The organism is Leptolyngbya sp. FACHB-321 (genome assembly GCF_014695975.1).
GTDB lineage: Bacteria > Cyanobacteriota > Cyanobacteriia > Leptolyngbyales > Leptolyngbyaceae > Stenomitos.
The window spans coordinates 1-12,529 of the sequence record NZ_JACJPI010000084.1 but is presented as its reverse complement, the minus strand read 5'-3'; the positions used below and the strand labels follow the sequence as shown (position 1 = coordinate 12,529).

General features: G+C 50.2%; 11 protein-coding genes and 1 pseudogene. 9 read left to right on the top strand and 3 right to left on the bottom strand.

Going from position 1 to position 12,529, the window contains the following annotated elements:
• The first annotated feature begins 54 nt into the window (after positions 1 to 54).
• Positions 55 to 849: an SDR family oxidoreductase gene (locus H6F76_RS27010; RefSeq protein WP_190512994.1), complete on the top strand. Its 795-nt coding sequence runs from the start codon at positions 55 to 57 to the stop codon at positions 847 to 849.
• 26 nt (positions 850 to 875) lie between these two features.
• Here H6F76_RS27010 and H6F76_RS27005 read toward each other — a convergent pair whose 3' ends face one another.
• Positions 876 to 1,766: a LysR family transcriptional regulator gene (locus H6F76_RS27005; protein ID WP_190513254.1), complete on the bottom strand. Its 891-nt coding sequence runs from the start codon at positions 1,764 to 1,766 to the stop codon at positions 876 to 878.
• 105 nt (positions 1,767 to 1,871) lie between these two features.
• On the opposite strand from H6F76_RS27005, the gene H6F76_RS27000 reads away from it, so the two are divergent.
• From H6F76_RS27000 to H6F76_RS26985, 4 genes are all read left to right on the top strand, one after another.
• On the top strand, positions 1,872 to 2,159 hold the full coding sequence (locus H6F76_RS27000) for a hypothetical protein (RefSeq protein WP_199322531.1): 288 nt from the start codon (positions 1,872 to 1,874) through the stop codon (positions 2,157 to 2,159).
• Positions 2,156 to 2,806: a glutathione S-transferase family protein gene (locus H6F76_RS26995; RefSeq protein WP_190512992.1), complete on the top strand. Its 651-nt coding sequence runs from the start codon at positions 2,156 to 2,158 to the stop codon at positions 2,804 to 2,806. The genes H6F76_RS27000 and H6F76_RS26995 overlap by 4 nt, the downstream gene beginning before the upstream one ends.
• 495 nt (positions 2,807 to 3,301) lie before the next feature.
• Positions 3,302 to 4,183: a transporter substrate-binding domain-containing protein gene (locus tag H6F76_RS26990; protein WP_190512990.1), complete on the top strand. Its 882-nt coding sequence runs from the start codon at positions 3,302 to 3,304 to the stop codon at positions 4,181 to 4,183.
• Positions 4,184 to 4,278: 95 nt separating this feature from the next.
• The gene (locus H6F76_RS26985) at positions 4,279 to 6,186 is read left to right on the top strand and encodes an ATP-binding protein (RefSeq protein WP_190512988.1); all 1,908 of its coding nucleotides are present in this window, start codon (positions 4,279 to 4,281) and stop codon (positions 6,184 to 6,186) included.
• 241 nt (positions 6,187 to 6,427) lie between these two features.
• On the opposite strand, the gene H6F76_RS26980 is transcribed toward H6F76_RS26985, so the two are convergent.
• Both H6F76_RS26980 and H6F76_RS30105 read right to left on the bottom strand, forming a co-directional pair.
• Positions 6,428 to 8,050 carry a WG repeat-containing protein gene (locus tag H6F76_RS26980; RefSeq protein ID WP_190512987.1) on the bottom strand — a complete coding sequence of 541 codons (1,623 nt, stop codon included), beginning with the start codon at positions 8,048 to 8,050 and terminating at the stop codon, positions 6,428 to 6,430.
• A 396-nt stretch (positions 8,051 to 8,446) separates the two neighbouring features.
• Positions 8,447 to 8,587 carry a hypothetical protein gene (locus tag H6F76_RS30105; RefSeq protein WP_190512985.1) on the bottom strand — a complete coding sequence of 47 codons (141 nt, stop codon included), beginning with the start codon at positions 8,585 to 8,587 and terminating at the stop codon, positions 8,447 to 8,449.
• On the opposite strand from H6F76_RS30105, the pseudogene H6F76_RS26970 reads away from it, so the two are divergent.
• The 4 genes and pseudogenes from H6F76_RS26970 to H6F76_RS26955 all read left to right on the top strand — a co-directional run.
• Positions 8,585 to 8,738, top strand: a pseudogene (locus tag H6F76_RS26970) (S-layer homology domain-containing protein); the annotation flags it as partial. The gene H6F76_RS30105 and the pseudogene H6F76_RS26970 sit on opposite strands and share 3 nt — an antisense overlap.
• A gap of 42 nt (positions 8,739 to 8,780) precedes the next feature.
• Positions 8,781 to 9,110, top strand: coding sequence for a carbohydrate porin (locus H6F76_RS26965; RefSeq protein ID WP_190512983.1), 330 nt, complete (start codon positions 8,781 to 8,783; stop codon positions 9,108 to 9,110).
• 153 nt (positions 9,111 to 9,263) lie between these two features.
• A complete protein-coding gene (locus H6F76_RS26960; RefSeq protein WP_190512981.1) occupies positions 9,264 to 11,516 on the top strand; it encodes an ATP-binding protein in 2,253 nt (750 codons plus the stop codon).
• A 160-nt stretch (positions 11,517 to 11,676) separates the two neighbouring features.
• Positions 11,677 to 12,231, top strand: coding sequence for an RNA 2'-phosphotransferase (locus H6F76_RS26955; RefSeq protein WP_190512979.1), 555 nt, complete (start codon positions 11,677 to 11,679; stop codon positions 12,229 to 12,231).
• The last annotated feature ends 298 nt before the right edge of the window (positions 12,232 to 12,529 follow it).

Genomic DNA, 12,529 nt, shown 5'->3' with positions numbered 1-12,529 from the left:
TTTGCAAAATTTCCACCACGATTACCCCTATCCTGCCTTTTTGGAGATGCGATTATGGACTTGAAATTAGCAGGCAAGACGGCATTAGTCAGCGGTTCTACTGGTGGCATTGGGCTGGCGATCGCTCAGGCGCTTGCTCAGGAAGGCGCGTCAGTGATCATCAATGGGCGTTCAGAGGAGCGCGTTAAGCAGGCGATCGACACCATTAAAGCGTCCATGCCAGATGCCAGCCTATCTAGTGCTGCGGCTGACCTGTCCACTCGTGAGGGCGCGGAGCAACTTTTCCAGCAGGTGCCCACGATCGATATCCTCGTGAATAACCTGGGAATCTTTGAGCCAAAAGCGTTTGGAGACATTACGGATGAAGATTGGCTACGCTTTTTTGAAGCAAATGTTTTGAGTGGGGTGCGCTTAAGCCGCCAGTACTTGCCTCAAATGTTGGAACGCGACTGGGGACGCATTATCTTCATCTCTAGCGAATCGGCAGTGCAAATTCCAGTCGAAATGATTCATTACGGGATGACCAAAACGGCGCAATTAGCGATTGCTCGTGGTTTAGCTGAAATGACTGTCGGCACTGGTGTCACAGTCAACTCTGTCCTACCAGGACCGACTCGCTCTGAAGGCGTGGGCGATTTTGTTACCAAAATGGCAAACGATCGCGGTGTCACAGTGGATCAAATTGAAAAGGAATTTTTTGAGTCCGTTCGCCCCTCCTCACTCATACAGCGTTTTGCCACTGTCGAAGAAGTTGCTGCTCTAGTAACGTATGTCTCCAGTCCAGTGTCATCTGCAACAAACGGTGCTGCTCTGCGGGTTGATGGCGGTGTCGTGCGATCGATTCTCTAATCGTTCTAACAGTCGCTTTACCCTTGTTAAGTAATGGTCGCTAGACGTTGAAAGTCAAAGGTTTTTAAGGTGTCCAGAAAGGCGAAAACGGCTGGAGTGTGGAGCGCTTCAGCAACCGTAGCGACACCAATTACCCGTTTCAAAGGCGCTGGTAGTGGATAGACATGCAGCGAAGAGGGAATCGGCTCTGCTGCCAGCCGAGGTAAGATTGCTGCCCCCAAACCTTGCATTACCATACTGACAATAGTCGAGTCTTCTTGAATGTCGCTGGCGGTGTTCATGGGTGGAGCGATCGTGGTCAAATGTTGGTGCAGCAAGCGCCCACAGGGTAGGCATGGCAAAAGAATCAGCGCGTAAGCAGCTAACTCATCCCAAGTCAGGTGCGTGCCTCCAACACAAGCACTAGGAGGCAGTAGCACAACATAGTCATCACGCACGAGTTCCCAAACCTCAAACTCTGGACTCGTTGGCAAATAGGTAATGCCAATATCGGCACGACCGTCCCGCAGCGTCTGCTCAATATCCAGGTAGTCAGGACGTTCGATGATGGTGATACCAATGTTAGGAAAGCGATCGCGAAACCGGGCAATCACTACTGGCAGTAGATGGGTTGCCACACTACGAAACGAAGCAATCCGCACTTGTCCGCCATCCAGACCCTTTTGTAGGTTGGCTTCTTTCTGCATCAGCTCTAGATGCTGCAACGACTGACGAGCATGGGCAACAATGCGTTCTCCAGCAGCAGTCAAGACAGCACCCCGACGACCTCTGGCAAAGAGGGTTACTCCCAATTCAGCTTCGAGGGTGGCGATCGCATGGCTAATCGCTGGCTGGGATAGATTCAACTCCAAAGCTGCTTCACTGAAGTTGCCATAATCTGCAACAGCCACAATGGCTCGGAGTTGAGAAAGCTTCATCATTTCTATAAATCCTATCTATAGAAGCTATACACACCATCATTTGATTGTCAATCTGAGCACTGCTAGCCTACAGGACATAGATTCATTTTAAGAAATCCTTCTATGAACAACATTGAGCCATGTTTGCAAGCAGAGATATTAGGTGCAGTCAAGGGCACGATCGTTGCGCCCTATCACCGTTTCTGGTCAAATTTATCTTTCTGTCAGCGGCTCTGGTCGTCTATCGCTCAGATGCTGTCTCGCACGGCTGAACTGCGCGTTTGGCAACGCCTCGATCGCTTTGGTAATCGCTACTGGTCCGCTTATGACCCTGCAACAGGACGATCAAACACCTCTGGCTCTGAAGCTGAGATGAAAGCCTGGATTGAGGAGCTTCGTTACCAAAAATGACCCTTACACTTATCATTGGCAACAAAAACTACTCGTCTTGGTCACTTCGTCCCTGGTTAGCAATGCGACAATTTGAGGTTGCATTCAACGAGGTTCAAATTGCGCTTTACACTCCAGAATCCCGTCAACAAATCCAACGCTATTCACCTGCCGGAAAGGTGCCTGTGCTTTTGGATGGCACGATCGCAGTTTGGGATTCTCTGGCAATCTTTGCCTATTTGGTTGAGCAATTTCCAAACTTGCCCTGGTTGCCAGAAGCCAAAGCAATGCGCGTGATCGCTTACTCCATTAGCGCTGAAATGCACTCCAGTTTTCAGGCTTTACGGCACCATATGCCGATGAACTGCCGTGCCAGACTTCCCGGCAAAGGCATGACCGCTGCTGTGCAGACCGACATCGATCGCATTACAGCTATTTGGCGCGAGTGTAGGCAATTATGCGGCGAGCATGGATCAATGCTTTTCGGTCAATTCACGATCGCCGACGCAATGTTTGCCCCCGTTGCCTTACGGTTCGTCACCTATGACGTTTGTTTAGATGCTGTTTGCAGCCAGTATGTTCAAGCAATTCTTGCACTGCCAGCTATGCAGGACTGGCTTAAAGCTGCTGAAGTGGAAGCAGAGACACTGCCTAACTTTAACTATTAGCATTCAGCAACATTAAAGGATCGATCGCTAACTTTATATCTAAACGATCTAGAGATAATTTTGTTGGTTAATTGCCAGGTAGACATTAGTCCAGAGTCACTAGTACATCCTCAAAAACGGTTTCTCTTTAGCTACTCACTGCTCCCGTGTACTGAGCGATCGCAGTCAGCGCAACTTGATCACTTGATCACAGGTCTTCGACTGTTCTGATCATTCGTGCAACAGTGGTTGTGCCATCCTCAACTCATCTCAAAGTACTACGGCTCGCGCTACACAAGCGTCTGAATTCACGATCCGATCGGTGCTCTAACTTGATAAATCGTCTCATTGTGTCTCGCTTTCACTTCGATCCGAAAAGCTACTGCCTTTTGCTCATTGAGCTTGCAAGTGTCACACCTTCTTCCTCTTGGTGCAGGCGGTCTACTGCACTATTGGTGACAACACACTTGGTTAGGGCACTCTCTAGAAAGAAAGTGTTCCCAGTGCCTTAATGCTATGACCATTCGTAGACGTTTTTTTCTTCAGGCGAGTGCAGGTACATTGCTTGCCTCCATGATGCATGGCTGCGTCAAAGCACCCCAGAACCGGTCGGTTTTCAACGTCGATGCAACGCTGCTGAACCAAATCAAAAAACGCGGCTATTTGCTTGTTGCGACCGAAGACGACTATCCGCCGTTTGAGTTTTTGGTAAACGGTAAGCCAATTGGTTTTGACCACGCCTTACTCGATCGCCTCAAAAAGGTCGTACCGTTTGAAATTCGGCAAGAAATCCTACCCTGGCAGGGCATTCTTCCAGGCGTAGCAGAGGGTAAATATGATGTTGCGCTTACAGCCGCTGGCATTACGGATGAGCGGTCAAAATGGCTAGACTTTACTATGCCGATCGCTGAATCTTCGATCGCTTACATCAAACGCAAAGATGACGCCTCAATTCAGTCGCTACGCGACCTTACGGGCAAAACATTAGGGGTGCAACAGGGCGGCGTTTCGTTGGCGGCTATCCCTGATCTTGCTGCCACACTAAAGCAACACAAGGGCACATTAGGACAGGTGCGACAGTACCGAGGTTTTGCAGAAGCCTATCAAGACTTACTCAATCAGCGGGTGGACGCAGTGTTGCACAACATCGTCTCGCTCTCGGTGTTGGTGAACGAAAAACCTGCCATCTTTGATCTGGGTGAGCGTGTGAGCCGTAAAGCCTATGCTGCCTGGGCAGTGAAAAAGGGCAATCAAGGGTTGCTCGACCTGCTGAATCACTTTCTTCATAGCTTGCGGGAAACCGGTGAACTTGAACCGCTGCAAGCAAAGTGGCTCAAAATTACCTTTGAAAATTTACCGACGCAACCGCTTTTACCAGGCGATCGTTCCATACAGTAGCAGACCCTTCTTCACTGGTCTCATCCCCTTAAACCAACCTCATCCCCTTCATTGGAGAAAGCTGGCGTCACAAGCTCGCTTTTCATAGTAACGCTATGCAACTGGTTAAAAACGTCTCTAAATTACAACACACTCTTTTGGCACGGCTCCTGATTGGCGGTACAACCTTAGCTGTAAGCCTGGGAGCCTACTTCAGTTACCAGGCTGTTCGTAACGTCATGCTGGAAAGCCTGAAGAAAAATGCTTTTTTGGAAGTGCAGCAAGGTGGGGATGATATCGATCGCTGGCTGGCAAATTTAAAAGTGCATATCGAAACGCTGGCTCAGACAACGCCAGTAAAATCGATGCGTTGGTCCACTGTTGAGCCATACCTGAAAGCAGAGGTTCTGCGCTTTAGTGACATTTACGCACTGGCGCTTGCCAAACCTGATGGTCAGCGTGAGGTGACTGGCGGCACCCCTGCCCAGATCAGCGATCGCGCTTTTTTTCAAAAGGCAATAGCAGGGCAAACAAACGTGAGCGACCCGCTGATTAGTCGGGCAGCTAATATTCCAACCATTGCTGTTGCAACCCCGGTTCGACAGACCTTTGATACCACCAGTAAGCCTCTTGGCGAAATGCATAGCCTGGTGCGGCTCGATCGGATCTCACAAGTGGTCGATACCGTCAAATATGGCGATCACAGCTACGCCTTTGCGCTCGATTCGCAGGGAAATGTGATTGCTCATCCAAATCCAGCCTTCATTCCAACACCTGCAAACCCATCTTTTAAACTGGTTCAGACTGCCGATCAGCACCTAGCATCGATCGCGCAACGACTGGCAAAGCGCCAACAGGGTATTGAGTTATTGCCACTCGACGGCACCCAAAAATACATCGCGTATTTGCCCCTTAAAGAAGCCGATTGGTCCATTGCATTGGTCATTCCCCGCGAAAATATTGAAGCGCAACTGCGATCGCTCGACATTATTGCCTTTGTAGTCGCTGGCTTGGCAACCACCATGCTAGCTGTACTCTGGCGAGTGCAAACGCTCGAACAAAAGCAGCTTAAAAAAGCCAATGAGCGTCTGGAACATTATGTAACAGAACGCACTGCTACCTTGTCAGCCACGCTAGAGCAACTCCAACGATCACAACTTCAACTAATTCAAAGTGAAAAGATGTCGGCTCTGGGTGGGTTAGTGGCTGGAGTCGCCCACGAGATTAACAATCCGGTCAACTTCATCTACGGTAACGTTACCCATGCTAATGAATATGTGCAAGACCTGTTCAAACTCCTACGGCTTTACCAAAAACATCATCCTCAGCCTCATATGGAAGTGAGCTTGTGTGCCGACGCGATCGACGTTGAATTTCTGACTGAAGATTTGCCTAAAATTCTTACCTCTATGCGGATGGGTGCCGATCGCATTCGTCAGATTGTGCTGTCACTGCGTAATTTTTCGCGCCTTGACCAGGCAGAAATTAAACCCGTTGACATTCATGAAGGTATCGACAGTACTTTATTAATCTTGCAACATCGTCTTAAAGAAAGCCGCCATCGCGCAGGTGTGCAAGTGATCAAAGACTATGGCGATTTACCCTTAATCGAATGCTACGCTGGGCAACTTAATCAGGTGTTTATGAATATTTTTAGCAATGCCCTAGATGCCTTGAAAGATCGGGAAAAGCACTACGATGAGGCGGCTTTGGAACAGTCTCGCAGCCAAATTCACATCACCACGCAGCGCTATGGCACAGACCACGTTCGAGTTCGCATTGCCGATAATGGCTTAGGTATGCCCCAAGCGGTGCAGCAACGTATCTTTGATCCCTTTTTTACTACAAAGCCTGTTGGCAAAGGCACAGGTATGGGAATGTCAATCAGCTACCAGATCATTTGTGAAAAGCATCGTGGGCTCATCTGGTGCGAATCGACACCTGATAAGGGAACGACCTTTTGGCTTGAAATTCCCATCCAGCAAAACGTCCAACTCAATCACGCTGATGCTGAGGCGGCATAGTTTAACCGTTTCTGGGGTATGGTCAAACGAAGCCGGACGATCGCTCGCCCGACTTGTCTGCTGCTATACAAAGGCGAGAGGTGATGATGAGTCTGATCAGTCTGAGCTAACAGCGGTCGAGTCAAAACCGCTATCAAAGCACAGAGTCTATGTGCTTGGGTCTCACAACGTTGGGTCGGTAAAACGGCGTTACAAAAAATTCGGCAATTGCATATTGCGCCTCAACAGTTAGTACAGATGCCTAACGTGACTCTGGCAATGCCACTTGAATGTAACCCCACTTGCCGCCCTGAAGTTGGCTGGAATAAGAGCAGCCGTCGCTGTTAGTGCAGCCCGTTTGCACGCGTGTCCAGGTGCCACCCACATTCACTCGGACCATACCATTTGAGACGCGGTCTGCCTCTACAAACTGAGTGGCGATCGCAGACTTCCCTGTGCGATCGATAAAGCCAGCCTGCTCACCTCGGCGGACCATCGCAATGCCTCCGGAGAAGGGCGTCGCTACTTGACCTTGATACTCTGGCTGGGCAAAGAACTGCGGTTGAATGGCAACTCCACCTGTGCGGTTGATGTAGCCCCATCGCCCTTCATTATCAAGACCCCGAACAGCTGCCAGTCCCTCAGAAAACGGTTCAGCATCGTAAAACTTTGGTGCCAGGACAAAAGCTCCGGTGCGATCGATATAGCCCCATAAAGCACTAGCCGTGGGGGAAGGACGCACTTTCACAGCGGCTAACCCGTCTGAAAACGCTCTGACTTGCTCAAACTGGGGCTGAATGACAATTTTCCCCGTTTTGTCGATGAAGCCAGATTGACCATTCACTGAAATTGCAGCTAGCCCTTCTGAAAAAGAGGTCACGTAATTAGGTTGAGGCTGAATGACAACTGCTCCGGTTTTGTCAATGAATCCAGTGAGTCCATTTTCAGTACGAATGGCTGCTAAACCATCGGAAAAGTCGTCAGGGCGGGTAGTGAATTGCAGTGGAATGACAAAGGCTCCGGTGCGATCAATAAAGCCCCATTGGGTTCCTTTTCGCACAGCCGCTAAACCTTCGGAGAACCGCCATGCTTCGTCAAACTGAGGAGCAATTACAATCGCTCCTTGTGAGTTCATGTATCCAGCTTTGCTATTGGAGGCAAAGGCTACCAACCCTTCTGAAAAGCGGTCATATCCTCCCAGTTCGGGGGGAAGGGTAAACACTGTGCGATCGCCTGCAATGTACCCTAGCGGCACGGTTCGAGGCAGCCCGATCGACTGACACATCAGAGCTGCCACCTCGCCACGAGTCATGGCTTGATTGGGTCGCAGTTGCCGCACATTTGGATGGTTCACCACCAACCGTCCCACAGTTCCCGCCGCAATTGCCTTTCTGGCATAGGCTGGCACCTGTTGAGCGTCGTCAAAGTACTGCTGAAGCACGGTTTCCGGCGTTTCCCCACTGCTCATGCGGGTTGCATTGGCAAGAATGGCGATCGCTTGCACTCGGGGAATGGCTTCTGCGGGTCGAAACGTGCCATCGGGATAGCCTGAGAAAAATTCGCGCGCATAAGCGTTCCGGATAGCTTGATAGCCCCAGAAATTAGAGGGCACATCTCGAAATACTGGAGCACGGCGGGTGGGTTCCACATTCCCAAACGAGTTAAGCATGAGAACGGCAAATTCGGTGCGGGTGACGGTCGCTTGGGGTCGAAAAGTGCCATCAGGATAACCGCTTACGCGTTTTTGCGTCGCCAGTTGGTCAATGCAGGTGGTTGCCCAGTGCGATTGGGTATCGGAAAAAGCAAGGGCACTGGAAGGAGTTAGTGTCCCAATCGAGGCGATTGCTGAAAGGACAAGGATATGGAGCGGTTTAAAGGCAGGCATGCGTACTCAATGCGTCAACGAAGGTATTTGTAACTTCAATGATGATCAATCTTGTTCCGTTGTTTCTGGGTTGACCGACTGGATTTGTGTACGGTGACTTTTTATCGTTGTGGAGACACCTTAGTGTTGTCAAAGCAGCCAAACCAAGCTGGCTTTTCCACCTCAGCAATCCTGATGGCTTGAGGCGGTTACGGAGCAAACTTTCTGCAAGCCTGCGTCAGAGATGGTTTTATTCAGTCACACGCATTGGTCTCGTTGTCATTTAATTTGATACTGTACACATTCACGTCCGGGTTAAGATTTTAGCTGCATTTATGAGCTAGTGTATGAACGCTTTTTCCCGAACGATCGCTGTTATCGGTACTGCCATATTCTTAGGTGGACAGTTCACCGTAACTACAGTGGGAATGCCTGTGCAGGCAGAGATGGAAATACTGCATCGTAATGGGGTTCCAGCTTTGTTGACGCAGCCTCAGGCGATCGCTGTTGATCTCTCGCTTGATTCATCTGAAGCAGCGATCGATGGGATTGAGTCAAGTCACCTCTATATTCTCAACTTACCGATATAGAGCTTTCTGATTGGGCCTTTCAAGCATTGCAATCCTTGGTAGAGCGGTACGGTTGCATTGTGGGGTATCCTGACAAAACCTTTTCGGGTAATCGTGCGCTCACTCGCTATGAGTTTGCTTACGCTATTGCCCATACCTTTGCCTTGAATCTGGATTAGTTAATGACCCCTGGCTTTGACGTTTTTGGGCGTTACAGCTATGGCAATACTAACTTGAAGCCGATCGACCAGTCTGTGAATGTCCAGTCGTTTCAAGTTGGTGTCGCCTTCCCTGATTTGGGCAAGAAAGGGGCACTGGGAGCAATTACGTTTGTGGCACCGATGGCTATAGTCAACGGTCGTCAGTACTTTGTTTCTGGTGGCGGTAACGGTGGCACGCTTGACGCACTGGAAGTCTCGTATTACTACCCGTTAAATGATCGTCTGGCGCTCGTGCCTGCTTTCTATGCCATCTTCAACGCCAACAATTTTGACAGCAAGCCCAAGCTTTAGGTTGGCAATCTGCGGGCTCAGTTCAGTTTCTAGCAGCAGTTTAAGAGGGGGTGATTCAGCAAAACGGCTGTTAAGGGTCAGCAAGACAACTGAGGCAACCAGAAGCGAAGGGGGAACCTTAAGGTTAGCCAATCTTTACATATAAAAAACTTTATGAAAGCGCTCCCCTTTGACAAGTTGCAAGGGCTCTCCCTGCAATTTGTGCTCATCGTACCGTTCGTGCTGCAAATCTTTGGTGCGGTTGGGTTAGTGGGCTACCTCTCGCTCCGCAATGGGCAGCAAGCGGTCAACGAATTATCAGACCAATTAATGGCACGCACGAGCCGTTCGGTGGATCAACATTTAACGTCTTATTTGTCGATTCCCCACAGGTTGAGCCAGATGAACGCCGATGCCGTGCAGGTGGGTTTACTCAATGTGCGCGATCGTCAAACTGTCGGCAAATACTTCTGGCGTCAAATGCAAACGTATGACCTCACTTATCTCGGGATTGGGCTCACAACAGGTGAAGGGGTTGGAGCCGCCCGTTATGACGGTAAAACGGTCACCATTGAGGACTGGGGAGCCAAGCTGCCGAATAATGTCTCCAACTATGCCACTGATACGCAGGGCAATCGCACTCGCCTCAACAACAAGTTTGATTACAACAACTTCAAAGAGAGTTGGTACACAGAACCTGTGAAAGCGGGTAAACCCACTTGGTCACGTATCTATACCTGGAATTCCCCCTTCGGTTCCTTTATTACGGCATCTGCGGGACAACCAATCTACGATGTCAAGCGCCAACTACTGGGAATGGTCAGTGCTGATATTCATCTGTTGAAGATCAGTGAGTTCTTACAAAATTTAGATGCTACCAAAGCTGGACAGGTCTTCATCCTGGAGCGCAGTGGTCTGTTGATTGCCAACTCTGGCAAAGCCCAACCTTTCAAAGTGGTTAAAAATGAGGTTCAGCGGTTAAACGCAACCGACAGCCCTGACCCCACCATACAAGCCGTAGCCCAACAACTGCAGCAACGCTTCCACGGGTTCGGCACCCTGGCAAACGAAAAACTGCAAATTGACTTGCAGGGCGAACGCCATCACGTGCGGGTGGCTCCCTGGCGCGACCAGTACGGCTTAGATTGGTTGGTAGTCGTCAGCGTCCCCGAAAGCGCTTTCATGTCTCAAATCAATGCCAACACGCGCACCACCCTACTTCTTTGTTTGGCAGCCCTGGCAGGTGCCACCCTGCTCGGCTTCTACACCTCACGCTGGATTACGCGACCGATCCTCCGCCTTAGTGCCGCGACACGGGCGATCGCTGCTGGCGACCTCGACCAACGGGTCGAAGCTCAAGGTATTCAAGAACTCAGCAGTCTGTCTCTGTCGTTCAACGAAATGGCTGGACAACTGCGCGACTCGTTCAACGCTCTCGAGGAAAGCAACACCGCGTTAGAGCACCGGGTGGACCAACGCACTCACGAACTCAGCCAAAACAATCGGCAACTCCAAACCACACTCAAAGAGTTGCACCAGACGCAGACCCAAATGGTGCAAAGCGAGAAGATGTCGGCACTCGGTCAAATGGTGGCTGGCGTCGCCCATGAAATTAACAACCCAGTTAACTTCATTCATGGCAATTTGAACCATGTTGAGGAGTACACACAGGAGCTAGTTGGTCTGCTGCAACGCTATCAGAGCGTTTACCCGCAGCCACCGCAGGACTTGCAGGCGGCCGTGGAGGACGCTGATTTAGCGTTTTTGCTCACGGATCTGGTCAAAATGTTGCAATCGATGAAGGTGGGGACAGAGCGGATTCGCGAAATTGTGCTGTCGTTACGCAACTTCTCACGGCTGGATGAAGCGGAGTTTAAGGCAGTGGATATTCACGAGGGCATTGAGAATACGCTGGTGATTCTGCGGCACCGCTTCAAAGCACGAGCCGAACGACCCGAGATTCAGGTGGTGAGAGACTACGGTCCCTTACCGCTAGTGGAGTGTTATGCCGGACAGCTCAATCAAGTCTTTATGAACATTCTCAGTAATGCGATCGATGCGTTTGAGGAAGCGAATCAGGGGCAGTCCTTTGAGGTGATTGCGGCGAAGCCCAACACGTTGTGGCTGCAGACCGCCATGACCGATCAGGGCACCGTCCAAATCATCATCGCGGATAATGGTCCTGGCATTGCCGAGACGGTGCGGACCCGTTTGTTCAATCCGTTTTTCACGACGAAGGCAGTGGGTAAGGGCACGGGCTTGGGGCTCTCGATTAGCTATCAAATTATTACAGAGAAGCATGGGGGGCGTTTGTCTTGCCACTCCACACCGGGACAAGGGGCGAAGTTCATTATTGAGATTCCCATCCAGCAAGCCACTCCAGTACGGAGTCAGCTGCGCCCCCTCGAAGCAGTGCTCTGTGAATGAAAGACCGCAAACAGCTGATTGGCAGGGGCTTTGGTAATAAGGGTTATGTCTCTCAGACGTTGGTAAAGCAGTGGCTATAAAATTGAGAACTCGCCATACCCTACAAGTGGGTCAATAGGAGAAAGGTGATGGAGACGATAGCCTGACGGGGTTATAGCAAATGGAACAAACACGCCTGGTCAAAATTAGTAAATATTTGAGCAAGCATCTGCGGCATACGCCAGAACGTCTTGGACTTACGCTTGCTCCTGGTGGCTGGGTCAACGTTGATGAGTTGCTGTCTGCTTGTGCAGCGCATCAGTTCTTCTTCGCTCGTGCGGAGTTAGAGGAAGTTGTTGCCGCTAGCGATAAGCAGCGGTTCTCCTTTGATGACACAAAAACTCGCATCCGAGCGAATCAGGGACATAGCGTTGATGTGGATTTGCAGCTAGAACCACAAACACCTCCAGATGTGTTGTATCACGGTACGGGCGAAGCCTCTGTGCCCGCTATTCTGCGATCGGGCTTACTCAAAATGTCACGACACCACGTGCATTTGTCTAGAGAGATGGAAACGGCTCGCAAGGTCGGTATGCGACATGGTTGTCCTGTAATTTTGGCGATCGACACCACGGCAATGCAACAGGCAGGCTTTACTTTCTATTGCTCAGACAACGGTGTTTGGCTGGTCGATGAGGTTCCACCACAGTATCTAAAAGTACTGGACGCTGAGTAGAGAGAGTTGTGTAACGAGCAAGGTTTGACAACGGCAACAGTTTAAAGCAGTTAAGCCTGTGCCTGCGCGGTAAGACCCGCCATCGTTGCCATTAACTCGTCGATGTCTAATGGTTTGGCTATAGCGGTGTGCAAGTTTGCTCAGTACACTGATAGGGAACAGAATAAACCGATTTTCTCTCTTTTGATGCGACCTTACTCCTGCGACTTGCGCCAAAAGATTGTCAGTCTTTACAATCAAGGTGAAGGCTCAATTCGTCAATTAGCCCACCGCTTTGCTGTCAGCCCAGACTTTGTAC